We start from the raw sequence: 25,267 nt of genomic DNA, 5'->3' as shown, positions 1-25,267 counted from the left end.
GCCTGATACCCTGTCAAAGCGGCTGCTAACGGAATTAAGGGATGAGATGTTTCTCGCTTTATGGCAGAAGTATCTACCGCGAAGTGGAGTTCGCTTAAATAGAGACGCTGGAGGCAGACATGCCTGAAAAGTGTAAGCAATGATTCCACTGATTCTTACGGCTGAGTTAGGTGCATGGGGACGCGGAATAGACACAGCCTGATTTCAGGATCACTGCCGCGCGAATACGCCAACGCATATGATCGGTTCATCAGGCCGGGGCCTACTCTGAGTTAGTGCTGGGGCACGGAGCCGCGCCACTCTCCGGTTTCTTTCCCGCGGCTTTCTATGTATTCCTTGAAACGCCTCAGATCTCCGCTCGTGCGCATCTTGACCATCCCTAATGCGTCGCCAATTTCTTCAACCAAGCCCTTCGGGCCGTAATCCATTTGTAGCACGACCCGGGTTACAGAATCGGCGATTTTATAGAACTTTACGACGCCCTCGTTCTTGGCTCCGCTCGTGCTTCGCCAGGCGATCCGTGTATCCGGCACCTGTTCCGTGATCTCGGCATCCCATTGTTCCTCTTTACCGCCGATCTCAACCCGCCAGTGCACGTGGGTGTCATCAAGCTGCCGTACTTCGCGCACACCTTTCATGAACTTGGGAAATTCTTCAAATTGAGTCCACTGGTTATATGCAGTACTTACCGGCACATTAACTTCGATCGAATCTTCCATGGTCGACGTTTTCTCAGAGTGCCGGGAATTTTTGAACTTCTTGGATAACAAGACCCCGCCTGCGGCAACCGCAGCGAGCGTTACAATTTTTCCTATCATTTTGAGTCTCCTCCAGGTGAATACCGCTTCGCCGTCCGGAAGGCTGTCGCACCGCGAGTTTGGGAATTTATGCCAACCGAACGCTTGAGTTTACGAAAGATTGCTCGACAAATGGAGACAAGTCCGCCTTTACCATAACGCGTACCTGCAAGAGCAGACAGGTCGAATCAAATAAGGCGACAAATTGTACTCGTGGGGAAATAATGTGCTCTCGGGCGCATGTTATCTGTGCGGTTGTACACGTAGTGCAAAATTCGGGGAGCGGGCGAAGCCATCTCCGATATAACATCCAGAGATAAATCTGAGGTTGCCGAGTTTTTCTGGAAATTCACGATCTTTTGACGTGCGCGACAATGAATACTTGAGGCCAGCCTCACAAATCAGATTTCAACAACGGCTTTCAACGGTAGGTGGTCGGAGGCAAGGCGCGCAAGGCCGCTCGCGTGAGCTTCCAGTTTTGTGAGCCGGCGGCGGGGGTGTACCCACATGCGATCGAGCGCCATGAAAGGACGGCGCGAGGGGAACGTCGGAGGATGTGGAGCGTGCTTGAAGTGCGCGTGCAGCCAACGCACAGGGCGTCCCCACAGGAACCATTCGTTCAGGTCACCCATCAGCACATAAGTATCTGTAAGACCGATTTCGAACAGTTCGAGCAAGCGGCGAACCTGCTGACGCCGTTCCCAGGGCCTGAGCCCAAGATGCGTTGCCACAACCTGCACGCGCCGCTCATTGCCGGCAAGGGTGACATCAATCGCTCCCCGCGCCTCGCGTCCAGGCAGGGTCAGGTCGACGCGGTTTACCGCCATGACGGGGAGCCTGGTCAATATGGCGTTGCCGTAGTGGCGGGTTTCACGCTTCAGCGTAGGGCCGGCAATAGCTGTCAAGCCCGTTTTTTCCGCCAGGTAATCCAGCAAATCATAACCATCGACGTCATGATGCTCCACCTCTTGCAAGGCCACTACATCGGCATTCAGTTCCTGCAGCACGCGGACGATGCGGTCAGGATCGAAGCGTCTGTCCGTGCCAATGCATGCATGTATGTTATAGGTGGCCAGTGTCAGGTTCATGGAGCGGATAAAAACCTTGAAATTTCTTGTGCCTGAAACACAGGTGGCGGCAAAGTGGGCAGATGCAGCGTTATACCGCGCTGGAAAAATGCTGTGCACTCGCTCAATCTGACTGAGCTCGTAGCCTGGGGTTCCGGTGGCGCTCTTCCCACCGCCAGAATGTCCAGCCCGCGACGATAATGACCCCGACAACCGCCACCAATATGGCGAAGGCTGGCAGATCAGGTTCCTGGATGGTGGCAGCCAGCCGATCCGTAAACAGTGATATGCCGACGATTCCGGGCAGCATGCCAATGGCGCTGCCGATGACAAAATCCCGGAAACGGATTTTGGAGGCGCCGGCGATCATGTTGATGACCGAAAACGGGGCAAATGGAATGATCCGGACAACGATAATGGTCATTAACCCGCGTCGGGCGAGCCGCTTGTTCAGTTCGTGAAGTTTCTTGCCGGCAAATCGCCGCACCGTGTTGCGGCCCAGCAAATGACCCAGTCCATAGGTGGATACCGCACTCAACAGCGCACCAAGCATTGAATAGAGAAAACCCTGCCACGGACCAAACACCAGCACGCAGACAACGATGAGCACCGTAAGGGGAAACGCAATTATACCGCTGATAAGGAAAACGCCAAGGGTCAATAGTGGCGCGCTCGGCGCCTGCTCGAATTCGGCGGCGAAGCCGACCAGATTGTCGACATTGACCCATTCTCTCAGGGGCGACCATTGCCACATGGCGGCCAGCCCAAGAATGGCGGCGAGTATCGTCAAGATCAAAAAGATATGATTGCGCACCGGTCCGCGTTCTTCTTCGGGAACAAACTCTTTCATCAGTTCGCTCGGATCCATAGGTTGGCCGGGGTCAACGAAATCATCATCCGGTACCCACGCGTCCATCTCCGGTGTCACGCGAAACGTCAGTGGGCGCACGGTGCGCCCAGAGCCGCGAAGCGATTCGATAGTGCGGATCAGGGATCCCTCTTGTGCGAGTCGCTCTTCTATTCTGCTTGCTTCCATGCCTAAATGCTCTTCCAGCAAGCGGTTGCGGAAGGCATGAATAGCGCTGCGTATATGGGGCTTGCCATTTGCCTCAATCACAAGATCGCATTCGGTATCCAGGCCCATTGAACGATTATTGAGGTTTGCCGAGCCTATGCGGAGCAGTTCATCGTCTATTATCGTAACCTTGGAGTGTATGTTGACGCATTCATCATCAAGACCGGGTATGCAGGGCTCATAAAGCCGCAATCGGTTGTAGTGATCTGCTTTCAGGAGTTGCCGGAATGAGCGCTCGCGCAGGACGTCCATGGTGGTTTTCGACAGCCAGCCGACGGTGTGTTCCGGCAACAGCACGGCCACTTCCGGGCCGTCTTCCTCCTTCAGGCGCTTCGCAAGGGCAGCAGTAATCTTATGTGCTGTAAAATATTGGGCTTCGATATATATCGACTGGCGGGCGGCTGCGATGGCATCGACCAGAAGCCGCTCCACTTCCCGCACCTCCGCCTGGTTCTCGTACTTGGGAACAGTCCGGCAAATTGCAACGTCCACATTTTCCACATCCGGCGCCAGATAGGCCGGCCAGTAGTTTGCCTCGGCCTGGATCCGGGGTGCGGGAAGAGTCGCGCCTGTTGCATGGCGCCAGCGTTCCCGCGCGAGTTCCCCAAGCGCAGCCGCGGCCGGACCGCTGACCATCATCTGGATGTCGTGATAAGGTTGCGGCACCTGTTCTGATTCAAGGTCCCGCCGGCGGGGATCGCAAGGCGTGTGTTGGGGAGTATCCCAGCGGCCCAGTGTCAAATCCAGCCCACCTGCGAATGCGATTTGATCATCAACCACCACGATTTTCTGATGATGGCACGCCCCGGTCGGATGTCGGTCATCCAGGCAAAAATGCAGGCGCGGATGACCGTTCCATTTCTCTTTGTAAAGCGGCAGCCATTCACGGTCCGGGGCAAAGATCATGACGAAATCCCAGTCCAGTATGTGTATGTCGAGCTTACTGTTGCGCTTGACCATGCTGGTGAGAAAATCGCCCAGTTCGACTGGCAGGCCGTCCGATTCACCTTCCCGCACGAGCTTCACCCGGCTATCGATGTCCCATGCAATGATCAGCACCGAGCGCTGCGCCTGTTTTACCGTTTCGCGGAAAGCCTTGAAGAAATCAGCTCCATCCACGATAAAGGCGGCCCGATCAGCGCGTTCCATGCGCCAGCAGTTATCCCCCGGTTTTAGAATGGCAGGGCGAGTCATTTCCCTTCGGTATTCCCGGCAGGAAGCGTGATGATAACTTTTGGCGGACTCTCGACCTGTATCGTAGCTCGGGCGGCGGTTAACGGGCGAGTGAGCGTGGCAAATTCTTCAAGACCACTGACGGTTGCAACGCGTGCGAGGAGTTCCGGACCGCCGGAGACATCAATTTCTTCCAGCTGAGCCGCGGGTTCGTCGCGATGCAACGCACTGAACAAAGAATGGTTATAGTTCGAGGGGAGAGTTATCTCCAGTTTTCGCGCATGATCCAGCAGCGCAGGTATGGATTCGATTGTTTCATGGCCGCGCCAGGTTAACTTGATCAATGGGTCTTTTTCCATTATCAACTCCTGATTCATTCAATGGGTTTAATTGCTCCGCCTCTCAGGAACCCGAAATTCTGAAGCAATGCAAATTATTTGTGATGCGCCGCCGCTGCCGAGCGAACGCAAAGCCTAACAAAACCGGTCCTTGCCGATCAGGCGAATATGCTCCTGCTGGGACAGGTCTTCCGTTCGTTGTCGAACATAAACGAAAACCGGGGATAACAGATGTCTTGCCAGATGTCTTGCCTCAGTGGCAGCAAGGATGGGCTGGAGCCAGCAGGGCAATGATTACAACTACCGTCCAGGCGATGGATATCGATGATCAGGAAATTAACGGCCGTTGCCGGAGATATGGAAGGAGCAGATTTGTGTTTTTGACGGCCGCCCAATTCTTGTATTTTCCTTGCCGTTTTCAGCTCGACGGAAGATCTGCGCGGGTTGGAAAGACTTCGATGACAATTCCAGAGGCGGGCATCAACCCGCAATATCACTCTCTATCCATCGCCTCGAGCCGCGCCCGAAGAACTTCAACTTCCTCCAGCAATTGCAGGGCCAGCGCTACCCCCGCGAGATTGATGCCGAGATCATTTTGCAGCCGGGAGGCCACTCTGGCACGGCGCATCTGTGTGCCGGTAAAGCGCCAGCGATGTGGTTCATGCTCGTCCACGGTTTCGGGGGTGAGCAGGCCTTCGTCAACCAATTCGACAATATAGCCGCTCTGTACTGCGCAGGCGTGGCTGAGTTCGGTCAGCGTGAGGGTGTGCTGCTCATCAATGATGATGGTGCTTAGCTCGGCCGGTGTCTCCGCTGGTTTATCGTTTGACGTGCCGGGCGGGTTTTTCTCCGTCATGCATGCACTCCGAGTTTAGCCCGTGGGTTGAACGATTTAAAGTGCTCAGCCATGCTGTGGTAGAACGATTTCGCCGCTTCATCGTTGGCGGGGGGCGGAACGATTCGCAGCACAACATAGAAATCTCCCGGCGTTTTGCCGGGAATCCCGCGGCCTTTCAACCGCAGCTTGCGGCCAGTAGCAGAATCGGGAGGTATTTTGAGTTCAATTATCCCTTCCGGAGTAGGCACTTTCACGGTGGCCCCCAACGCCGCCTCCCACGGCGCTACCGGCAGGTCAAGATACACATCCCTGTCTTCCACACGGTAGTGGGGATGAGGGCGGAATTCAATCTCCAGATACAGGTCGCCCCGCTTGCCCTGCCCATGGCTTGGCGCCCCTTGTCCGGCGAGGCGAATATACTGCTTCGGTCGAATGCCGCGCGGAATGGCGACATTGAGCTTGTGTTCGCGCGTCGATACGCGTCCCTGCGCATCGACCCCAGGTACTTGCAGGGTAATGGTGCGGGTAGCGCCCGCGTAGGAATCTTCCAGATCGATCATTACCTTGGCATAATGATCCTCACCTGGGACATGAAACGAGGCACCGCCCCGCCCGGCGGCCCCTCGATCACTTGTCGCGCCGCCGTATCTGCTGGCGCCTGAGCGAAAGCTCCGGCCAAACAGCGATTCGAAAAAGTCGCTGTACTGCGAGGCATCGCCGCCCGGAAATCCACGCTCGGAAAATTCGAAACCGGTATTCCAGTCTGGTGGGGGACGAAATTCCTGATTCGCTTTCCAGTTTGTGCCGAGCTGGTCGTAAGCCACCCGTTTCTCCGGATCTTTCAGCACTTCATAGGCTTCGCCCAGTTCCTTGAAACGTACTTCAGCTTGCGGTTCCTTGCTTACATCGGGATGATACTTGCGCGCCAGCTTCCTGTAAGCGCGCTTGATATCATCCTGGGAGGCGCCGCGCGCAACCCCCATGATTTTGTAATAATCCTTGTATTCCATCTATTTCCCGTGAAGGCGTTTAGGCCTGATTAGGCGAATCTCCCTTTTAAGGAACCTCCGGTACCTCCGAACGATCACCGGCGCACCTTCGATTCTCCCGTTTTTGCGAGATAAGTGTCAAATATGCACTCGCGAGGAGCTTATCAGCGGTTCTTCCGAGAAAAGCAAATCCGGGAGATTTTCATACGAATAGGCCCTAAACTTTCCTTTGATGATCGGTATCGTTGCCTCGAAACGCCGCTGGAACACTTATCCGGTTCAATATCTTCCTTCAGCATCTGCCTCAGTGGACCTAGGAGGCTACCTCAGTGCTACCGTGGGGAAGCCCATGAGTCCATTGCTCATCGTCTCCCCAGCTCCGCGCGCATGAGGGGCAAGCATGAATGACTAAGCCGCTGCGCGCGGTGCGATAGCCAACATAGGATGGGTATATTCGGCGGCGTTTGGGCCAGCGCCCTAACGGACATAACGGACAACCCCCGAAAGTTTGACAGAGGCTTAAGGATGGGGATATCGCTCCTGCGTTGCTTATGTGCGGTGGGGCACAGCCACCGGCACGTATTTACCGTATAGTTACCTGTCAGTCCGACTGCGACTGATATCGAGCGTGTAAAATCATGCTTCGCAACTTCTGAAGACGATTCACGCCGTCGTTCGAAACCATCCTGTTCCTGTTAATCCAAACCACCAACCCTTGAGTGAAGCCGATGGCCACTGACAAGAAACCTCTCTCCAAGCAGCAAAAACCCCCTAGACAGGAAACCGGCGTGCTGACAGAGCGGGTGGAGCTTTCCAATCCGGAGCCAGAGCGGCAGGAGCAGAATCAAGCAGAGCAACAGACGTTGTTGCCGCATGAGCGGGACCAGACAACCGGCCCGGCCAGCGCAGGCGAGGCTAACGAAGATGAGCACTCCCGCGCCGTGATCGGGCAAGCAGCGGAAGATACCGAGCACGGCCTGAAAGACACGGACCGCAGGGGGATACCCTCGGATATCGTCGCTTCGGACGTTCCCGCACCGAGCGTGCCTGCAGCGAAGCGTAAAAAAGGCAGCAAGGCGACATGATTGCCGAGGATGTTCGCGCGAGCGATCATCCGCATAAGCCGGACCAGACATCGCTCTGCCGAAATCCGCTGGGTACATTTTCTTCCTTAACGAATTCGGAGGTGTAATCTCATGAAAATCCATATTAAACTCATTCAAATATTGATGGCGCTGGCGGCATTATCGTTAACCAGTATCTTTTCAACTTCAAGTTTTGCGCAAGGCGGTTCCTCTCCGGTAAACTCCTCACTTCCAACTGTGCAATCGCAAGGTCAAATCGAATTTCTAACGGGTGGAATAGGAAAAGACGAGTCGGAAGCAATACTGAAAGAAGGAAATTCATGGCCGTTGATGCTTGAACTGGCCCAGGCTGCTACCCCTCGCGCCCAATACATCAGCGATGTACAGATAACAATCAAGGATAAATCGGGCAATACCGTCCTGGATATCGGCGCCGAAGGTCCGTACGTACTGGTAAAACTGCCGCCCGGAAAATACTCGCTGGACGCTATCTACGAATCAACAAAACTTCATCGTCATCTGGATATTCAGAAGGGGAGTAATAGAAAGATCACATTACTCTGGCCTGTCGCCAAATAATCGGGCTTCTATCCGATTTTGGCGCGGGGTGTTTATTGCGGCGATTGGTCGAAGCTGAAAAGATAACACTACGCGGAACAGTAATCTCCCGACGCTGAAAACAAGGCATGCGATTCGGCGATGGACTCAATGAAACCTTGAGGAACTCGATGAAGCCTCAAGGAGGAACTTCCGGTAAGCCGTTCCTGAGCCCTTTGCGGGAGTTCAGTATGCATAGGGAAGGATTGCAGGACGCCGCCGCGATCAGCGATGGCGGAGTGCAACGCCTTTTTCCATCCGGTTTTAATCCTTTACTCCATCCGAGTGGAAAGGAATTCAGTGCGATCTGGCCTCCGAGTTCCTGAGTTACCAGCCCGTGCCAAGGTATTCCCGCTCAAATATGTTACCCGTCCATGTTTTTTGAAATAAAAAAGTCTGTTTCCCTGCTGGTGTCATTGATATCGTTATTGGCCGGCGTGGGGTTCAATGGCGCGTATGCCAATGAATCTCCGAAACAATATGATGTTACGCCAGCGCAAGCCAGGCGTACGCTCTCGATTCTTCAGGATGACAAGAAGCGCGCGGAACTCGAACAAACGCTCAGCGCGATCGCAGAAGCTACAGAGAATGCGCCCGGCGAATCTGCCGTACCCGCCCAACCCGTGGCGCCTGCGCCTCCAGCCGTACCGGCGGCTGAGGGAGCAGCGCCCATCGAGTTGGCCGAGGGCGGGTTGGTCGCCCAGATATTCGATCTGATAGGACAGCGGCTGGATACCGTTGTGGACCAGCTGCGATTAGCCGTTCGCACGCTTCTTGAGGTCAGAACCGTAGCCGACTGGTGGCAGTATAACCTGGGGGTGCCGGAGCGCCGGGCTCTGGTGCTTGGCGCGCTGTGGGAGGTTGCAGTCATACTTGCGGGAGCCTTGTCCGTGGAGTGGCTGCTGCGGCGGGCGCTTGGGCGGCCCCGGCGATTGGTTGAGGAACGCGCGGCAGCTCGTCAGGCGGCAGCCGGCTGGAAGGAAGAACCGAGAGAAAAGGAGGAACCGGGAAGCGCGAAAGCGAAAGTGGTGGATGGAGCCGTCCTTAATGCAGTTCCGGGCCGGGATCCTCTTGTTACGCCTGGTACCCGCAAGGGGCCAGCCGCCGATCGCCATTTGAGCCTGCTGCGCCGTCTTCCGTTTGCGCTTGCCCACTGGGTGCTTGAGTTGATCCCATTGGCCGCTTTTTTGGCGATAGCCATCGCGCTATTGAACGTGTTCGGGGGGCGGGCCGCCATATTTTATAGCGCGACGTTGCCTATTATCGAGGCTTACGCAACCACCCGCATCGTGCTCAGCGTGATTCATCTCATGGCGTCCCCACTCGGACAAGGGCTGCGCCTGATGCACATCAGCGATGGCGCGGCGGACTATCTGAATTGCTGGCTCCGGCGGATTGTCATCGTTGCCGTGTTCGGTACCGCCATTGCCGATATCTCGCTGCAAACGGGGGGGACGCGGGATACTCACGACACGCTCTCTAAAATGGTTGGACTGGCTGTTCACATCATGTTGCTGATCATGGTCTTCCGCAGCCGCAAAGCTACGGCGACGGCAATCCGCGGAACAACTGAAGATGGTCACGGGGCCCTGTTTGGGTTGCGCGGAATACTGGCCGATAGCTGGACGTTTGTAGCGACGTTTTTTATCATTGCTGCGTGGCTGCTATGGTCAGTCGGGGCAGAAAACGGTTTCCAGCGCGTACTGCATTTCTTTGCGTTGTTGGCCGCGGTTATCGTCGGCGCCAGTCTGGTATCGATTTTTGTTCTGGGTGCGATCGACCGCGCTTTCATTGAACATCGTAAAAATAAAGCGGACCAGATCGGGCAGGCAGGGCAGTCACAGTTTGTTGCTCCCGAGGTTGCCGGTAAAAACACTTATCATCTGCTGGTTGACCGTGCCGTATCCTTACTGATAGCCATTGTCGCCTTTATCGTGTTATTGCAGGTCTGGGGCGTGGATACGCTTTCATGGTTTGAAAGCGGGTCGGTAGGCCGGCGTCTGGCTTCTGCTGTCGCCACAATCGCGATAACCTGCGCAGTGGCGATGACGGCATGGGAGGCTTTTAATATGTCAGTTTGCCGACGTATCGACCAGTGGACCGAGGCTGGCGACGTTGCGCGCGCCGCGCGTCTGCGCACATTGGTGCCCATGCTGCGCACCACTCTGTTCTTCATTATTGCCATGGTCGTGCTGCTTGCTGCGCTAAACGAGCTGGGCATCACCATCGCGCCGCTGCTGGCGGGCGCAAGTATTATCGGCGTCGCATTAGGTTTTGGTTCTCAAAAGCTGGTACAGGATTTCATCACTGGCATTTTTTTACTGATGGAAAATGCCATTCAGGTCGGAGATTTCATCACCGTCGCCGATGTTTCGGGATCGGTCGAGCATCTATCGATACGTACAGTCCGGTTACGCGCCCCCGACGGTGCGTTGCATGTCGTACCATTCAGCTCTGTTTCCACCGTCACTAATTTCAAGCGCGGCATCGGTAATGCTTCTATCAAGGTGAGCGTAACGGCGGATTCGGACGTCGATAAGGTATTTGCCGCCATTAGAAGCGTCGCTGGCGAGATGCGCGCAGATCCCGAATTTAAAGATCTGATTCTTGACGACGTGAATATCTGGGGTGTGGATCAGGTCGATGGATCGACGATTACTATTCTCGGACAAATAAGCGCGCTGGACAGTGGCAGATGGCCGGTGCAGCGTGGCTTCAACCGACGGATTCTGCAGCGCTTCCGCGAGTGGGGCATCGAGTTTATTAACCCTCAGGAACGGCAGGTCGTGGCGCAAATGGCGCCCCCGCCATCTATTACCGGCACAGTCGACAAGAGCGATGTTCCTTCAAATGCCGGCAACAACGAACGCTCGAAAGGCTGATGGGCACTTCGAGTAAACCGGACGGGACGACGTGGGCTGGTCGTTTACGGAGATTCCAAGACAAGGACTATGGCAGGAAGCAAAGCATCGCCGTTCGCCAGCTTTTCAACCTCTGCTACTTGACTCACTTCGGGGTTAATGGATACATTGGATTGATGAGTGGCGACCTTTGGGGAACGACACGTTAAATCGAAGGCAGGTCAAGATGATCGATAACCGGTCTACCGCATCGCTTCGAAAGCATTCACACTCCGCAAGCCCCTAAATTAAACAAGAGAGAACAGTATGAAATTAGAATCGCTGGCACTGCATCACGGTTATAAATCCGAAGCGACGACCAGGGCGGCCGCCGTTCCTATTTATCAGACAACCTCTTACACGTTCGATAATACTCAACATGGCGCTGACCTGTTTGATCTGAAGGTGCCCGGAAATATTTATACGCGAATAATGAATCCTACCAATGCCGTGCTGGAGCAGCGCATAGCAGAGATGGAGGAGGGTGTCGGAGCGCTGGCCGTCGCCTCGGGCATGGCGGCGATAACCTATGCAATTCAATGCATAACCAGCGCGGGCGACAATATTGTCAGTACCAGTCAGCTCTATGGAGGGACTTACAATCTGTTTGCTCACACATTTCCCCGGCAAGGCATTGATGTGCGCATGGTGTCGTACGACGATTATGAAGGGGTCGAGAGGCATATAGACCATAATACAAAAGCGGTTTTCTGCGAGTCCATCGGGAATCCCGCCGGACATATCGTCGATATCGAAAAAATGGCTGACATTGCCCATAAGTATGGTGTGCCCCTGATCGTTGACAGTACTGTTTCCACCCCCTATCTCTGCCAGCCATTTAAACTGGGTGCGGATATTGTTGTGCATTCCCTGACGAAATATATCGGTGGCCATGGAACGACGGTAGGTGGGATGATTGTTGATTCAGGGAAATTCGATTGGGTAAAGTACAAAGAACGCTTTCCCTTGCTGAACGAGCCCGATCCTTCATATCACGATGTCGTTTACACGGAGGCTTTTGAACAAGCTGCTTTTATTGGACGCTGTCGAGTCGTGCCTCTGCGTAATACGGGGGCGGCATTGGCGCCGCATAGCGCATTCCTGATACTGCAGGGCCTGGAAACGCTGGGTTTGAGAATGGAAAGACATTGTGAAAACGCGCTGAAGGTCGCACAGTACCTGGAAGAGCACCCAGTGGTGGAAAGGGTTAATTATGCGGGGTTGACCGGCAGTAAATTTCACGACCTGTGCAACAAAATAAGCAAGGGGAAAGCCTCGGGTTTGTTGAGCTTTGAGATAAAGGGCGGCTCGGTGTCCGGCAGTCGGTTTATCGATGCGCTGAAGATGATCCTGCGTCTGGTTAATATCGGCGATGCAAAATCGCTCGCCTGTCATCCTGCATCAACTACTCACAGACAGTTGAACCCGGATGAGCTTAAGGCCGCCGGGGTTTCGGAAGGTCTTGTCAGGATATCCGTAGGGATCGAGCACATTGACGATATCATTGAGGATATATCGCAGGCTCTCGAGTCAATTGATTGAAAATGACTGTGCCTGCCGCTTCGAAATTGGTGCATCAGCATAAGACCCAAGCCATTGCAGCATTTCCGGCCGGACTGGCTCTGGCCAGAGGGCTTTAGCTCCATCTTTTTTTATTCGATCATCCCGTTGAGATTAGGCTTGCGATATGAGCCAAGCTCCGGAGGAGATGCGAGGTCTGTTGATTTAAACGAAAATATCAGCAGAACCGTATGATCGTTGTAATACGTTTCGGCGAGGAAAGCAGGGGTCGACTGGATAAACGTGCCTGACGGTAATTCAAAGATATCCATGTAAAACGTCACATACCCGGTTTGATATTGCGCCTTGTAGAGCGCCAATTCGGGAAGCGAAAAAGGGATGATCTGACTTCTGACAGGAGGCATCCCGAAAAAACTGCCACCCAGCTCCGTACCCAGGGCTCCCACAATCACATTGATTCGATGTGTAGCGTTTTCCTCATTTTTTTGAACGGAATACCCCTGCCGCCCCAGCCATCCGACCAGCGTCTTTTGCAGAAGAGCCTGGTCTGAGCTTACTCCCGCTGCCGTGCTTATACCGGATGTATCGAGTATTACGCTTGAGCCGTGCGGAATTGGCAGAAGACCATCGGGTTTGGCGGGAAGACTTCGTAGTACCGCTTCGCTAATGAGGAGTTGTTCGATGGGGGTTCTTTGAGATTGGGTGGTTTTGTGCATGGTTGAACAGCCTGCTACCGCAAGCAACACGAGGGAAACCACGCCAAAGGACAGCGTTTTTAATACTTTGATCATATTTTTTCCATGGCTTGTGTTCAGTTGAGCATTACTCAAACTGAACCTGTCAAAACGGTCAGTCAAGTTGCATCACGCGCCAGGCGGATGCCTGAAAACTGCCAGCACGTCTGGGCAGGGAAGAAATTGCGGAAGCTTGGACGGATCCGCTCTTGCGGAATAGCACAGGATCCCCCCCTCAACACATACTGGTTTACCATCGACCTGCTGTTGTATTCCCCCACCGCCTCATCCCAGACAAGAGACATGGGTTCGCTGGCGTTTGGTTTTGCCGGGTTATAACCCGGATAAGGCGAGTAGCTCGACTGCGTCCATTCCCATGCATCGCCGTACAGCTGAGCCAGACCTATGCCGCCGGCATCTTCAATAGTACCGGCGGCCGAGGGGTGGAAACGGTTATTGTCCGCGAAACAACCCTCGATTTCCTGTTGGGAAGCGGCATTTTCCCACTCGGCCTCGGTGGGTAGCCGGGCATTGGACCACCGGGCAAAGGCATCGGCCTCGTAAAACGACATATGAATAACCGGAAGATTCAAGTCCAGCGGACGCAGTCCGCCGAGCGTGAATTCCTGCCACTCGGCGCCGGATTCCCCGTTTGATCGCCAGTAGAGCGGGTGACCGCCCTTTTGCGCCTTCATCCAGTCCCAACCCTCTGAAAGCCATAGGCTGGGGCTGCTGTAACCGTTCGCCTCCATGAATTCCAGATATTCGCCATTGGTCACGAGGCGGGATGCGAGCTGGTAAGGTTGAAGGTACTGCTTGTGCCGCGGTGATTCGTTGTCATAACTGAATCCCTCCCCATGGTAACCGATTTCGATCAACCCTCCTTCAAAGCCGCGCCATTCCAGGGGGTGGGGTGTCGGAGAATCCAGGGACTGCATTTCCCTGTAGCAGGGATTCAGCGGACTTTGCGAGAAAAGGTGCTTGATATCGGTGAGCAGGAGTTCCTGATGCTGCTGCTCGTGATGCATGCCCAGCACCGTTAGTGTAGACAACATTTCGTCTTCCACCACGCGATCCAGAACCCGCTCCATGCGCTCGCTGACATTGGTCCGATAGTCCCGGATCACCCGCAAGGCAGGCCGGGTGAAGAGTCCTCGCTTTGGGTCTGGATGAGTTTGCCCAGATTTGTTATAGGAGCTGAACATGGCAAAAAAGGCCGGATGAAAGGGCTTGAACGGTTTTTCGTAATGCTGCAGCACAAATGTTTCGAAGAACCAGGAAATATGGCCCAGATGCCATTTTACCGGACTGGCCTCGGGCATGGACTGAACACAGCAATCTTCGTCTAAAAGCGGCTCGACCAAATCGGTTGTGCGGTTACGGATAGCGGTATATTTTTGAAAAAGCGAAGAGGAGGTCATGAGGGCTTCCTTTGACAGTAAAAGTCTTTGCTGAAAAGTTTCCAGATTTCATCCGGCCCTGCCGAAAAAGCAGCTACATTGGTGACCAGCGACGATAATCTGCAGCTTTAATACGCCTGATCGAGCGATTCTGGCGTTTCCGGAGTTTCAACCAGGCACGAATTGGCCGATGTCCATGGGGACAACCAAAAATCGCCGCCTCGTGGCCTGAAATTGATCCAGTCAAGTGGAACGCCGGAATAATCCGGTGTTCTAAATCCTCAGGCATGGGACGGACACGAGCAGTCGGCGGAGCAGGCAGGGAACGCGATCAGTCTGCACGTTTCTCATCTTGTCCTTATGCATTGTCATGTCGTGAAGAGCAGTTTCTAGGTTACAGGAGTGAGTTTACGTGAAAATTAAACTGATATGTCTCATCCTCTTGGCCCTGGGACCGATTTCGGCGGGCTCGGCCTGGAGCAATGAGGGTGACGGCGGCGGAGGCGGAGGTGCAGAGGGTGGAGGCGGCGATCACGGCGGTGGAGGGGGCGACCATGGTGGCGGCCATCATGGCGGCGGAGACCATCAACATCACGGCGGTCACCATCATGGGGGCCATCATCATCATGGGAGCCATCATCACCACGGCCATCGCCACGGCTTGAGTGTCTTCTATGGGGTAGGCGGTTTTTATCCTGGCTACGGCTTGGGCCTGGGCTACGGCGGCTTTGGCGGCTATGGGGGGTATGGGGGATATGGGGGCTATGGCTACGGAAGGTACGGTTTTGCCCCACCTTATTATTCCCCTTATTATTCCTATCCGCCGGTCATTGCCGTGCCGACAGCGCCACCTGTCTATATCCAGCAGCAGGAACAGGCACCGCCGCCGGCGCCGGCGCCGGCGCCGAAGTCAACGAATTATTGGCACTATTGCAGAAACCCCGAAGGATATTATCCATATATAAAGAAATGCCCGGATGGCTGGCTGCAAGTCGCTCCCCAACCTGCAACTCAATAAATAAGGAATAGACATGTCCAAAACTTATAGATCAGCTCCTCTCCTACTGGCGTCTTTATTGGTTTCCTGTGCGAGCATACCAAGCGGCCCCAGCGTAATGGCGCTGCCAGGCTCCGGTAAAACTTTCGATCAATTTCGTGATGACGACGGCTACTGCAGGCTGTATGCCGGCGAGCAAGCGCGGGGCGAAACCCCGAACAGAGCTTCGGTGATGAGTGGATTAGGAACTGCTGCGGTCGGCACAGGGGTTGGTGCGGCGGCAGGCGGTGCCTTTGGCGGAGGGACCGGTGCCGCAATCGGCGCGGGCAGTGGCCTCCTGCTCGGAGGGCTGATGGGAACCGGCACAGCGAGGGCGTCCGGCGAAATCCGGCAGCAGCGTTATGATATGGGTTACACGCAATGCATGTACGGCAAAGGCCACCGTGTCCCTGTCTCCGGTCAGATCATGGATGATTCCCGTAACCGGCCTGCAGGAACACCGAGCCAACCTTTACCGGGTGCGGCGACGCCTCCTCCACCACCACCCGGCAATCCACCGCCTCCACCCCCGCAATAAATTTAAATCCACGGGAGGGTTCAACGATAACTCGGCAGGGGATAACTGGATGTTCTTCAAGATGGGCAGCATGTTCAGGTTTTCGGCGGAAACCTTATGCGGCGGATCATTTTATCCAGGTGAAAAGCCGCTTTTTTTGTTGCTCGCTCATCTTCCAGGTTCAGCTCCTTTTGCACCATTTCGGCAAAAGCAATCAGATCCTGGCGAGGGTAAGCATCCTGCACACCGCTGTCCTGAAAGAATTCAGCAATCCAGCGCGCATCGAGTTCGGTGCTTCCGCGATCATGCACATACTCGTCCGCCGCCATTTTGACGTAGTCCGTCAGTTTTGGCATTCTCTCCCTCCCGTAAATTTCTTTGAATCGAATTTAGGGCTATCATGAACCGGTGTCAAGAAACGACTATTTATTCAAGGGAAAATAAATGAGCCTCCCCCATCTAAAGTGTAATGCAGCGGTTGCCGATCTGCCCGGTCTCGACGATCTGGGTAATGTGCAATTCGACAATAGCTTCGTGCGCGAGCTGCCGGGAGACCCGGTAGCGCAAAATGTGCCGCGTGCTGTGCGAAATGCCTGCTACACACGGGTGGAGCCAACCCCGGTGAGAGCGCCGCGGTTACTGGCCTGGGCTGACCCGGTGGGGGAAATGCTGGGAATCTCGCGTCCGACCTCGCCTGTTGGTCCGGCGGTAGAGGTGCTTGGTGGCAACCGTGTTCTTCCAGGCATGCAACCTTATGCCGCGCGTTACGGCGGCCATCAGTTCGGCCACTGGGCGGGGCAACTCGGTGATGGGCGCGCCATTACCCTCGGTGAAATACTCTGCCCGGACGGCATCCGCCGGGAGTTGCAGCTCAAGGGGGCCGGTAAAACGCCATACTCGCGTACCGCGGATGGCCGCGCCGTGCTTCGCTCGTCGGTGCGCGAATTCCTGTGCAGCGAAGCCATGCACTATCTGGGCGTGCCGACTACCCGTGCATTGAGTCTGGTGGCGACGGGTGACTCGGTGGTGCGGGACATGTTTTACGATGGCAATCCCCAGCCGGAAACGGGCGCTATCGTCTGCCGCGTCTCACCCTCATTCGTGCGTTTCGGCAATTTCGAGATACTTGCGGCGCAGGACGAGCCGGACATACTCAAGCGGCTGGCCGATTACGTCATAAGGGAACATTTCCCCGAGCTGGGCGGGGAATCAGCTTTTACGCCTGCGATATATGCCAGGTGGTTCGAGGAGATATGCCGGCGCACGGGTACGCTCATCGCCCACTGGATGCGCGTTGGCTTTGTGCACGGGGTGATGAATACCGACAATATGTCGATACTGGGACTCACGATAGATTATGGTCCGTATGGCTGGCTCGAAGGTTTCGACCTGAGCTGGACACCCAATACCACGGATGCGCAGGGGCGGCGTTACTGCTTCGGCAATCAGCCGCAGATCGCACAATGGAACCTGACCCGGCTGGCCGCCGCGCTTGCGCCGCTGATCGAGGATCATGCCATGCTGGAGCAGGGGCTGGCGGTTTTTGGCGAAACTTTCAACAATACATGGCGTCGCATGCTGGCCGAAAAGCTCGGGCTGGCGTCACTGGAGCACAAAGATGACGACACATTGGTGAGCGATCTGTTCGAGCTGCTGCAACAGGTTGAAACCGACATGACGCTGTTCTTCCGCTGCCTGATGGACATTCCCGTGAAGGGTGCGAATGAGAGCGCAGCGGGCGATGTAGCCGATAACGCGGACCGCATCGAGGATAGCGCGTTGGCCGGGTTTTTCCGCCGCGCATTCTACGATGAACGACAGGCGTTCGCGCACGCCCAACTGAGCAAACTGACTGGATGGCTGCGTCGCTATATCGCGCGCGTTCGCCTGGATGATGAGCCTGCCGATAGGCGTTATGAACGAATGAGGCACGCGAATCCCAAGTATGTGCCGCGCAATTATCTCGCGCAGCAGGCTATCGAAGCGCTCGAGCAGGGCGACGCCTCCGTTATTGAGCGTCTAATGGGGGTATTGAAACGGCCTTATGACGAGCAACCCGCGCACGATGAGTTGGCGGCCAGGCGTCCCGAATGGGCACGCAACAAGCCCGGATGTTCGGCGTTGTCTTGCAGTTCGTGAAGGATGTATTAACTGCGAAATGGGCGCAGGGATATAGGCAGGCCGGGGTTGAGGGTTGAGGGCAGAGATTGATGGGGTCGACGGGTCGACGGGTCGAGGAATCGTACATCAATAACCGGTAGTGGAAAACCCTCTCCGTGATGGGAGAGGGTTCCATGTTGTGTCTCCGGCTGTTAAAGCGTCTTTAAATATTCGAGCAGTGCTTTTTTCTCGTCCGACGATAGTTTGGTCCCAAACTCATGGCCGCAGCGGCTGTTTCCCGAATTCCGGTCGCTGCAATCCGTCGTCTGTAACGTATAGTCGAACGCGGTCTGATCGACGGCGAGGCCAATATTGACCAGGTCGTAAGCCGGACCAATCTTGAACGAGCTGACCCGTTCGGCGGCTGGCTTCAGTAACTCTGCGAGCGTCGGCACAGAGCCATTATGCAGATACGGAGCCGCTGCCCAAATTCCTTCAAGCACTCGGGATTCGTAGGCGTAGGAAGGCTTGGCATCGGGCGCCGGCAAAATGAACGCATTCCTCAGTGATTCGGTTTCCGGTGTAAGCGGGGATTGCGTACCCTTTACTTGTGCCTGATCTTCCGTTTTCATCAAAACCGGGACGTAATGCTGGAGAATAGACCCGATCACGGAGGTTCCGAGGACATTGAAGGCCGTATCGACGGGCTTGAGGGGTGCGGCAACAAAAGGGATTTTGGCCCCTTCGAGCACTCCGGTCTTGACGGTCCAGCCAAGAATGTCGTATTCCCTGGAATCTGTGCCGACATCCACAACGAGCGTGTTCCAGGTCTTCTTGTTGGGAAAACGGGTCTGGCCAGGTGTCTTTCCGTGGCAATCTGCGCAGCCACCCTGTTCGGTCTTGCGCTCAAAGACCGCTTTGCCTTTGCTGGCAAGCGCCTGGTCTATCTTCCACTGCCATTTGGGCGGGCCGATCTTTCGAACGAGGTTCTCCAATGCGTTGAGCCCTTGAAAATTTGCTGAGTTGTTTGCCAGATAGTCGATTCCAAGCAGTCTCCACGCGTCTTTTTTTGGATGAAAGACGCCGAAGACCCCATAAACCTCGCCCAGATTACGGGCGAGGCCTAAAATATCATTGCCATTGCTCGCAAAGCCGGGCCACTGCGTCTTGTCCTGGATTGCCGCATTCCAGAGGAACGGATAGCGCACTGGCGCGGTTGCCGGTTTGATATTCTCGGGAATCATGTAGGTCGGCGGCGGACCGATGTCGAGCCCGGTGAGCCGGTTGAAAATCATCGATACGGCGTCGAGCCGCGCCGGTCCCCAGGCGGGCGATGGCAGTGCGCCTTTCATTAATGTGTGATAGGGCAAATACCAGGCCTGCACCGCTTCGCGCAACTTCGTCTTGTCATCCGGCGCTGGCGACGGGCCCAGCACAGCATGGGCAAAATCGGTAAATGCCTTTTGATCCGTCAGTACCGTATTCACCGCCGTATCGAGATCGGCAAGGAAACTCTGAAAGTCGACGATACCCGGACCACCATCAATGCGATAGGACGTGCCGTTGACCTCAATCTGGCGCGTGTGGCAAGCCGAACAATTCATACCGATTTCCTGGCCGTTGCTCCCGCTGCCAACGGTAAAGCCGACCGGTAGCCCGGCAGGTTGGCTCTCCTCATTGGGCAAATAACCATATCGGCTAAGGCTGGAAGCCATGAAAGGCTCCCCATTGGACTGCTTCAGGGCGGCAATCCAGCGAAGCGGCATGATCCGCGAGCCCTGGTCGCGACTGTAGAAGTCTTTCTGTGCAGAGGCTGTCCACTCCGCTCCCTGATTGGTGCCTAGCGGCGCCGCTGCGGATGAAGGCAGTGGCGCGAGCATGGCAAACGCAAGCACCGTGCTCCTGATCCAGAATGCAAATCCGGCTTTCATTTATTATTTCCCTCTTATGAATGAGCTGTGGATATCTTATAAATTGGCTCGTGTGATCCTCACTCTCTGATCAATGTGAAAGATCCACTTGTTCAGGCCTCGTATGCCTGCCAATACGAAACCTCGCGGGCAGCCAAGAGGCACGGGCGATCGTCGCACGAAGTTTATGCGATATCCATGCTGAATGGGTAAACGAACCCAACTCGGAAACCGGTTGGTTTTTATAGTCCCGGTGTCAAAGTGGTTCGACAATCTGTCAGGTACGTGTCTAAGACCGCGCATAACCGGTATTGCGCAAGAGACATGTATTCCTAATGCATTTCCTTCATCGCCGGTTAACGACGGAAGCAATTAGATATTAAAATTTTGTAGTTGAATACCTGCAAAATCTTACAGGTATGAACCGCATAAGCTGGCCGGCCCCAGGATCGCGGGCGAGCGCGATAGGACGGTGAGGGGTCAAGTATTGGGGTGTCCAGCCCAATAACCTGCCGCGCGGAACTATATGGCGAGCGGAAACCCAGCCTGCCGCCGGCTGTATCTTTCTCTACTCGGATGGCATAATCTGTTGAGCTGTGCCGTTGATGAACCAGGGGCACTGATAGCGGCGGCAACTGTGATATTCTTGAGGGAGCTGCAATTTTGGCGTGGATTTCGGGCGAGATCCGGTACTGGACAAGGAGCTATTGTGAATAGCTGGTGGCAGGAAATCGTCAACATGCTGGTGTCGGAGTTTTCGGATCTTCCCTCTGCAACTGAATTTGCCCGGACCACGCTGCGTCTGGCAATCGCTGCCGCACTTGGCGGCATACTGGGTTTGGAACGGGAGCACAGGGGCAAGGCGGCGGGAGTGCGGACGCACATGCTGGTTGCCGTGGGCGCTGCGCTCTTTGTCCTCATCCCTCAACAAATGCACATGTCCGATGACGCGTTGTCGCGCGTGATCCAGGGCGTTGTCACCGGGGTCGGGTTCCTTGGGGCCGGAACCATTCTTAAAAGTACCAGTGAAGAAACGGTAAAAGGACTTACTACCGCGGCGGGGTTATGGCTTACGGCGGCGATCGGCATTGCCGCCGGGCTTGGACGGGAAGCTTCCGCCGTTTTATGTACTGTCCTTGCCCTGATCATATTGCATCTACTGCCTAAAGTCTGGTCCAGGACCGGTCGGGAATGAATTGCTGAGCGACCGGGCAGGCGGGCATTGTGTAGGGTAATCCGTGTGCATGTGAACATTTGCGATATCATTTCTTGCATTTAACGCTCAATATCTCTTCAAGGGAGAAAGCATGACACGGCTTATGCTGGTATTTGCGGTGGTGCTTGGGGCTACGGTAACCGCACAGGCAGATGAAAAGGTGTATGTGGGAGAGGGCCGCTACGCGTGCTCGGAGGATTCCGCGGACTGCGCTGTTCTCAAGCAAAGAAACGAGGAGCAGACGCGAAGGGCTCGGGACCGGAATGACTACGAGCAGAGAAGCGACCGGGCTGAGCGTCACGAGCGGGAATATCTACGCGACTATGAGTCAGATCGTTATTAGGGTTTACGTAGGATCATGACTGATCACCGCTGGCATGGAACCAAGATCGTTTGTACGCTGGGTCCAGCAACCGACCAGCCTGGCGTCGTTGCGCGTTTGATCGAGAGCGGAATGGATGTCGCCCGCATAAACGCCTCGCATGGCAATCATGCCGATCATGCACGGCGCATTCAGCTGGTGCGGCGCTCAGCTTGGGAATCCGGCCGGCCGGTGGCTATTCTTATTGATCTGCCGGGTCCGAAGTTTCGCATTGGCGAGCTGCCCGACGGGTGCTGCAAGCTGGAAGAAGGCACGATAGTTACGCTTGCGGCGGAGGACGATATCGCGGAGGAGGGCGGTGTTCGGAGAGAAGGCAACAGTCTTCTGCCCGTGCGGAACCCTGAGTTGCTTGTGGTACTCCGTACCGGGGAATCGGTATTTCTTGCCGATGGCTCGATCGACCTTCGGGTAAAAACCCCCGCCAGCCACGCCAGCCCCGCCAACCATGCCGGTCAGGTTCAGTGCGAAGTGCGTGTCGGAGGCATCGTTCGCTCCGGTTCAGGCATCAACGTTCCAGAGTCCGTCTTGAATGAGCTGGTCCCGACAGAGGATGACCGACGGCATCTCGCATTCGCGGTCTCCCAAGAGGCAGAGTGGATTGGCGTTTCGTTCGTGCAGTCGGCCGACGATCTTACCCGGGTACGAGCGTTGTTCCCGGCCGGCGCGCAGCCGCTGCTGATGGCAAAGATAGAGAAGCGCCGGGCCCTCGCCAACCTTGAAGAGATTGTGGAAGCGGCTGACGGCGTAATGGTGGCGCGCGGGGACCTGGGGGTCGAGACCGACCTGGCTGAAATTCCAATTGTGCAGAAGCGAATTATTGCCATGGCCAATGCTTGGGCGCGTCCGGTAGTAACGGCAACACAAATGCTCGAGTCGATGGTGGAGCATGAGCACCCGACGCGCGCGGAGGTTACCGATGTGGCCAACGCCGTGCTCGATGGAACGGACGCGGTGATGCTTTCTGCGGAGACGGCCATCGGCCAATTTCCCGTTGCCGCCGTGAAGATACTGCACCGCGTGCTCACCGCCACCGAGGCCGCGTCTGGTGAGTCCGGACGTGGTGAGTCCGGGTATGGGAGGGGAGGTGCGCAGGGCATGCGTCCGAGTGCGACATCGGGATCTCCGGAGGACGCCCTGAGCTTCGCCGCGTGCCAGCTTTCGACGCGCTTGAATGCCTGCGCCATAATCGTTTCCGCCTGCAATCTCAGGACGGCGCTGGGCATTGCCCGCTTTCGCCCCGGGGTTCCGCTCGTGATAATTACAGATTCAGCGCGGTTGTACCGGAGTCTGGCGATAGTGCACGGCGTCGCGCCGCTTTTTTCAGGCGCTCCGGGATTGGTTGAGCCGCACTTATGCGCGGCGCAAGCCCGGGAGTGGCTGTTTGCGTGGAGGCTGGCACAGCCAGGAGATCAGGCTGTGGTGTTGTCTGCTTCCGGTATCAGTACCGGGACCGCTGGAGAGGAAGCCGATACATTGCAGGTCGTGCGGTTGGGCTAGTGATGGCTAGCAATGATTAGCGATGATGTCAGGAATCGCTGGCCGCTGTCAGGCGATGACCACGCGATTGCGGCCGCTTCTTTTTGCTTCATACATTGCCGCATCCGCACGCTCGAGCAATGATTCCTTGCGTTCGCCTTGCCTCAACATCGCCACGCCCAGGCTGATGGTTATCCTAATGTTGAATCGCTTCACATGGAAAGGCGCATGCATGACGGCTTCGCGTATTCGTTCCGCAATCGCCGTTGCCAGCTCCAGGTTGGTGTCCGTCATGATAATGACAAATTCTTCTCCCCCAAATCTGCCAACCAGATCGAAGTTGCGGGTTGCCGATTGTATGCGTCCCGCTACGTGGCGCAGCACGAGGTCGCCCATCATATGCCCGTAGGTGTCGTTGATTTTCTTGAAGAAGTCGAGATCGGACATTATGAGGCACAAGGGGCTGCGATCGTGGCCCCTGCGATGTGTCCGATCGATCTGCTGTTCAAGGGATTCCATGAGTTTGGCATAGCTCATCACCCCGGTGAGTTCATCAGTCGAGGTTCTTCGCTGCAAGCGGAAAGTTTCTTTGCGCAGCTTATCCAGATCCTCTTCCAGTTCATCAAGTTCCGGTAGACGATAACCCTCCGCGGTGAGGTACAAGTCCAGGGAGATGAGTTTCAAAACAGCATCGAGGAGGGGCCACAAGGTCCTGGAATTCTCATTGAATTTATCCGAGAGACTGCCTATCAGAAGCTCTTGTGTAAGGCAGTAAGGAAGATGCAAAACGCTGAGCGGGATTTTTGCACGGGCGAAAGCAGCGGACAATTGCAGCCGCTCTTCGAAATATTCAGCTGTATCGAAATTCCTGCCAAAGCACTGCACGTAATGGACCCAGGTCTGTTTGAAAGAGTCGGAACCGATATCCTTCTCTATCAATGAGAAGCCATGAGTACGCGCCAAGGTAGCAAAGCAGGAATTCACGAGCTCGCCAGCTCGGCCGGCAATGACTTCCGCGCGTATCTGCTCTGCAAGCGCATGATGCGCCGCATCAAGGCCCAGTATGGAAAGCACTTCCCGGATCCGCTTATCGTTAAATCCGAGTGCTATGGAATGAGGTGTTGCTGGAGCGTTCATTTTTGCCCGGAATCTGTTTGCCGAGGAGCAGCTCGGCCATTCGAACCTTGGAGCAAATACCCATACGGTCGAGCAGGTTGCAGTGCAAAGAATAACGCATTATTCTCAGCAATTGCTATTCTTAGTAGTAGTCCCTGCCTTGAGAGCCGAATGTGCCCCCATCCTGACGGAGTTTTTATGAATATCGGTCGTCGCATCGTACTTGGATCTGTTATAGCCTCCTTTGTACTGGCGGGATGCACATCACCAAAAAGGTCTTTCCTGGGCGCCTCGTTTCCAAAGGTCGCGTATAAGGATATAGAGCAGCGAAGCGCGCCGTTTCGGCTGAAGCTTACTGTCGAGTTCCAGCGAAATGGCGAGCACTTTCCCAAGGGCGACGTCCCTTTGAAAGACTATACTGCCTTGATACTCAGGGATTCCGGCGTGATTTTGCCGGTCGTAGATCAGGAAGAAGGCGAAATCAGAGTGATCTTGAACAATGTTGCTGACAGCGGCACTGTGGCCGCGGAGGCGGCTCGGACCGGATATCCGTTATGGATGGTCGGAAAAACCATCACCGATGCCTACGAATTATCGATGTTTATCACCAGACAGGGAAAGACAATCAGCCGAACCGGTATAAAGCATGCGGTTCATACCGCTATCGGCAACATGAGCATACCCGACAGCGTGCAGCCCTTTCCCCAGGACCAGGGGTTTGGAAAAGTACTTGAGCAAATGATTCTTCGAGCCCTGGGTGATATGCAGGAGAGCGGAGAGCTTGTCCGGTCGAGTATGCCGTCGGCCATTGTTTTATCCGGAGGAACAGGTCAGGCAGCGCCGGGCAGACATTGATAGTCAATGAAATGCATCGCTGAAATACCCGTTTCTTTCCGCTGGCTGTCTGTCCAGAACCACCCGGCACGTGCGATGCCAAGGAGGAATCCATTTCATTGACATACACCTGCCGCCCGTGAGTTACATGCTGATGAGCGTACTT

Annotated in this window: 22 protein-coding genes; 11 read left to right on the top strand and 11 right to left on the bottom strand. The window is 55.3% G+C overall.

All coding sequences use genetic code 11. The features are described 5' to 3' along the window. Positions 1-272 precede the first annotated feature (272 nt). The 6 genes from CRO05_RS10160 to CRO05_RS10135 form a co-directional block, all read right to left on the bottom strand. On the bottom strand, positions 273-818 hold the full coding sequence (locus CRO05_RS10160; RefSeq protein ID WP_097067091.1) for an SRPBCC family protein: 546 nt from the start codon (positions 816-818) through the stop codon (positions 273-275). Positions 819-1,198: 380 nt separating this feature from the next. After that, complete coding sequence (locus CRO05_RS10155) at positions 1,199-1,885, bottom strand: endonuclease/exonuclease/phosphatase family protein (protein ID WP_097067090.1); 687 nt, start codon at positions 1,883-1,885, stop codon at positions 1,199-1,201. 103 nt (positions 1,886-1,988) lie between these two features. After that, positions 1,989-4,133: a VTT domain-containing protein gene (locus tag CRO05_RS10150; RefSeq protein WP_097067089.1), complete on the bottom strand. Its 2,145-nt coding sequence runs from the start codon at positions 4,131-4,133 to the stop codon at positions 1,989-1,991. Then, a complete protein-coding gene (locus tag CRO05_RS10145) occupies positions 4,130-4,471 on the bottom strand; it encodes a hypothetical protein (protein WP_143860913.1) in 342 nt (113 codons plus the stop codon). The genes CRO05_RS10150 and CRO05_RS10145 overlap by 4 nt, the downstream gene beginning before the upstream one ends. A gap of 472 nt (positions 4,472-4,943) precedes the next feature. Next, positions 4,944-5,306 carry a chaperone modulator CbpM gene (locus tag CRO05_RS10140; protein ID WP_097067087.1) on the bottom strand — a complete coding sequence of 121 codons (363 nt, stop codon included), beginning with the start codon at positions 5,304-5,306 and terminating at the stop codon, positions 4,944-4,946. Further along, positions 5,303-6,298 carry a DnaJ C-terminal domain-containing protein gene (locus CRO05_RS10135; RefSeq protein WP_097067086.1) on the bottom strand — a complete coding sequence of 332 codons (996 nt, stop codon included), beginning with the start codon at positions 6,296-6,298 and terminating at the stop codon, positions 5,303-5,305. Before CRO05_RS10135 ends, CRO05_RS10140 begins: the two co-directional genes overlap by 4 nt. A gap of 707 nt (positions 6,299-7,005) precedes the next feature. On the opposite strand from CRO05_RS10135, the gene CRO05_RS10130 reads away from it, so the two are divergent. The 4 genes from CRO05_RS10130 to CRO05_RS10110 all read left to right on the top strand — a co-directional run bounded on the left by CRO05_RS10130 (position 7,006) and on the right by CRO05_RS10110 (position 12,401). Then, positions 7,006-7,362, top strand: coding sequence for a hypothetical protein (locus CRO05_RS10130; protein ID WP_097067085.1), 357 nt, complete (start codon positions 7,006-7,008; stop codon positions 7,360-7,362). A gap of 111 nt (positions 7,363-7,473) precedes the next feature. Beyond that, positions 7,474-7,941: a hypothetical protein gene (locus CRO05_RS10125; RefSeq protein ID WP_097067084.1), complete on the top strand. Its 468-nt coding sequence runs from the start codon at positions 7,474-7,476 to the stop codon at positions 7,939-7,941. Between the two features lie 392 nt (positions 7,942-8,333). Continuing rightward, positions 8,334-10,841, top strand: coding sequence for a mechanosensitive ion channel family protein (locus CRO05_RS10115; protein ID WP_097067082.1), 2,508 nt, complete (start codon positions 8,334-8,336; stop codon positions 10,839-10,841). 285 nt (positions 10,842-11,126) lie between these two features. Beyond that, entirely contained in the window at positions 11,127-12,401 is a 1,275-nt protein-coding gene (locus CRO05_RS10110) for an O-acetylhomoserine aminocarboxypropyltransferase/cysteine synthase family protein (protein WP_097067081.1), read from the top strand. A 110-nt stretch (positions 12,402-12,511) separates the two neighbouring features. Here CRO05_RS10110 and CRO05_RS10105 read toward each other — a convergent pair whose 3' ends face one another. After that, positions 12,512-13,171 (bottom strand): hypothetical protein, encoded by a 660-nt coding sequence (locus tag CRO05_RS10105; RefSeq protein ID WP_097067080.1) that lies wholly within the window; start codon positions 13,169-13,171, stop codon positions 12,512-12,514. A 62-nt stretch (positions 13,172-13,233) separates the two neighbouring features. Next, on the bottom strand, positions 13,234-14,535 hold the full coding sequence (gene egtB, locus CRO05_RS10100) for an ergothioneine biosynthesis protein EgtB (protein WP_097067079.1): 1,302 nt from the start codon (positions 14,533-14,535) through the stop codon (positions 13,234-13,236). Between the two features lie 391 nt (positions 14,536-14,926). Between egtB and CRO05_RS10095 the strand changes: the two genes are divergently transcribed. Together CRO05_RS10095 and CRO05_RS10090 are read left to right on the top strand one after the other, a co-directional pair. Further along, positions 14,927-15,532 (top strand): hypothetical protein, encoded by a 606-nt coding sequence (locus CRO05_RS10095; protein WP_200814360.1) that lies wholly within the window; start codon positions 14,927-14,929, stop codon positions 15,530-15,532. Between the two features lie 13 nt (positions 15,533-15,545). Beyond that, positions 15,546-16,088: a hypothetical protein gene (locus tag CRO05_RS10090; RefSeq protein WP_097067078.1), complete on the top strand. Its 543-nt coding sequence runs from the start codon at positions 15,546-15,548 to the stop codon at positions 16,086-16,088. Positions 16,089-16,162: 74 nt separating this feature from the next. On the opposite strand, the gene CRO05_RS10085 is transcribed toward CRO05_RS10090, so the two are convergent. After that, positions 16,163-16,423 (bottom strand): hypothetical protein, encoded by a 261-nt coding sequence (locus CRO05_RS10085; RefSeq protein WP_097067077.1) that lies wholly within the window; start codon positions 16,421-16,423, stop codon positions 16,163-16,165. Between the two features lie 88 nt (positions 16,424-16,511). Between CRO05_RS10085 and CRO05_RS10080 the strand changes: the two genes are divergently transcribed. Next, entirely contained in the window at positions 16,512-18,206 is a 1,695-nt protein-coding gene (locus tag CRO05_RS10080; RefSeq protein WP_181319750.1) for a YdiU family protein, read from the top strand. 173 nt (positions 18,207-18,379) lie between these two features. On the opposite strand, the gene CRO05_RS10075 is transcribed toward CRO05_RS10080, so the two are convergent. Beyond that, a complete protein-coding gene (locus CRO05_RS10075; RefSeq protein WP_097067076.1) occupies positions 18,380-20,098 on the bottom strand; it encodes a di-heme-cytochrome C peroxidase in 1,719 nt (572 codons plus the stop codon). 688 nt (positions 20,099-20,786) lie between these two features. Between CRO05_RS10075 and CRO05_RS10070 the strand changes: the two genes are divergently transcribed. The 3 genes from CRO05_RS10070 (at position 20,787) to pyk (ending at position 23,172) form a co-directional block, all read left to right on the top strand. Continuing rightward, positions 20,787-21,272: an MgtC/SapB family protein gene (locus CRO05_RS10070; RefSeq protein WP_097067919.1), complete on the top strand. Its 486-nt coding sequence runs from the start codon at positions 20,787-20,789 to the stop codon at positions 21,270-21,272. Between the two features lie 112 nt (positions 21,273-21,384). Continuing rightward, positions 21,385-21,636, top strand: a complete 252-nt coding sequence (locus tag CRO05_RS10065; protein ID WP_090877972.1) for a hypothetical protein — start codon at positions 21,385-21,387, stop codon at positions 21,634-21,636. Between the two features lie 15 nt (positions 21,637-21,651). Next, a complete protein-coding gene (gene pyk / locus CRO05_RS10060; RefSeq protein ID WP_097067075.1) occupies positions 21,652-23,172 on the top strand; it encodes a pyruvate kinase in 1,521 nt (506 codons plus the stop codon). A 48-nt stretch (positions 23,173-23,220) separates the two neighbouring features. Here pyk and CRO05_RS10055 read toward each other — a convergent pair whose 3' ends face one another. Next, entirely contained in the window at positions 23,221-24,288 is a 1,068-nt protein-coding gene (locus CRO05_RS10055) for a GGDEF domain-containing protein (RefSeq protein ID WP_097067074.1), read from the bottom strand. A 177-nt stretch (positions 24,289-24,465) separates the two neighbouring features. On the opposite strand from CRO05_RS10055, the gene CRO05_RS10050 reads away from it, so the two are divergent. Next, the gene (locus tag CRO05_RS10050; RefSeq protein WP_097067073.1) at positions 24,466-25,122 is read left to right on the top strand and encodes a hypothetical protein; all 657 of its coding nucleotides are present in this window, start codon (positions 24,466-24,468) and stop codon (positions 25,120-25,122) included. The last annotated feature ends 145 nt before the right edge of the window (positions 25,123-25,267 follow it).

It is taken from the genome of Nitrosovibrio sp. Nv4, assembly GCF_900215485.1.
Classification (GTDB): Bacteria; Pseudomonadota; Gammaproteobacteria; order Burkholderiales; family Nitrosomonadaceae; genus Nitrosospira.
This window is presented reverse-complemented; position numbering and strand designations above follow the sequence as displayed.

Coding starts and splice junctions, on each gene's coding strand:
- CRO05_RS10105 (WP_097067080.1), bottom strand. CDS start 13,171: ATGATCAAAGTATTAAAAACGCTGTCCTTTGGCGTGGTTTCCCTCGTG.
- CRO05_RS10090 (WP_097067078.1), top strand. CDS start 15,546: ATGTCCAAAACTTATAGATCAGCTCCTCTCCTACTGGCGTCTTTATTG.
- CRO05_RS10155 (WP_097067090.1), bottom strand. CDS start 1,885: ATGAACCTGACACTGGCCACCTATAACATACATGCATGCATTGGCACG.
- CRO05_RS10085 (WP_097067077.1), bottom strand. CDS start 16,423: ATGCCAAAACTGACGGACTACGTCAAAATGGCGGCGGACGAGTATGTG.
- CRO05_RS10110 (WP_097067081.1), top strand. CDS start 11,127: ATGAAATTAGAATCGCTGGCACTGCATCACGGTTATAAATCCGAAGCG.
- CRO05_RS10135 (WP_097067086.1), bottom strand. CDS start 6,298: ATGGAATACAAGGATTATTACAAAATCATGGGGGTTGCGCGCGGCGCC.
- CRO05_RS10050 (WP_097067073.1), top strand. CDS start 24,466: ATGAATATCGGTCGTCGCATCGTACTTGGATCTGTTATAGCCTCCTTT.
- egtB (WP_097067079.1), bottom strand. CDS start 14,535: ATGACCTCCTCTTCGCTTTTTCAAAAATATACCGCTATCCGTAACCGC.
- CRO05_RS10130 (WP_097067085.1), top strand. CDS start 7,006: ATGGCCACTGACAAGAAACCTCTCTCCAAGCAGCAAAAACCCCCTAGA.
- CRO05_RS10065 (WP_090877972.1), top strand. CDS start 21,385: ATGACACGGCTTATGCTGGTATTTGCGGTGGTGCTTGGGGCTACGGTA.
- CRO05_RS10140 (WP_097067087.1), bottom strand. CDS start 5,306: ATGACGGAGAAAAACCCGCCCGGCACGTCAAACGATAAACCAGCGGAG.
- CRO05_RS10115 (WP_097067082.1), top strand. CDS start 8,334: ATGTTTTTTGAAATAAAAAAGTCTGTTTCCCTGCTGGTGTCATTGATA.
- CRO05_RS10080 (WP_181319750.1), top strand. CDS start 16,512: ATGAGCCTCCCCCATCTAAAGTGTAATGCAGCGGTTGCCGATCTGCCC.
- CRO05_RS10125 (WP_097067084.1), top strand. CDS start 7,474: ATGAAAATCCATATTAAACTCATTCAAATATTGATGGCGCTGGCGGCA.
- CRO05_RS10075 (WP_097067076.1), bottom strand. CDS start 20,098: ATGAAAGCCGGATTTGCATTCTGGATCAGGAGCACGGTGCTTGCGTTT.
- pyk (WP_097067075.1), top strand. CDS start 21,652: ATGACTGATCACCGCTGGCATGGAACCAAGATCGTTTGTACGCTGGGT.
- CRO05_RS10150 (WP_097067089.1), bottom strand. CDS start 4,133: ATGACTCGCCCTGCCATTCTAAAACCGGGGGATAACTGCTGGCGCATG.
- CRO05_RS10055 (WP_097067074.1), bottom strand. CDS start 24,288: ATGAACGCTCCAGCAACACCTCATTCCATAGCACTCGGATTTAACGAT.
- CRO05_RS10145 (WP_143860913.1), bottom strand. CDS start 4,471: ATGGAAAAAGACCCATTGATCAAGTTAACCTGGCGCGGCCATGAAACA.
- CRO05_RS10160 (WP_097067091.1), bottom strand. CDS start 818: ATGATAGGAAAAATTGTAACGCTCGCTGCGGTTGCCGCAGGCGGGGTC.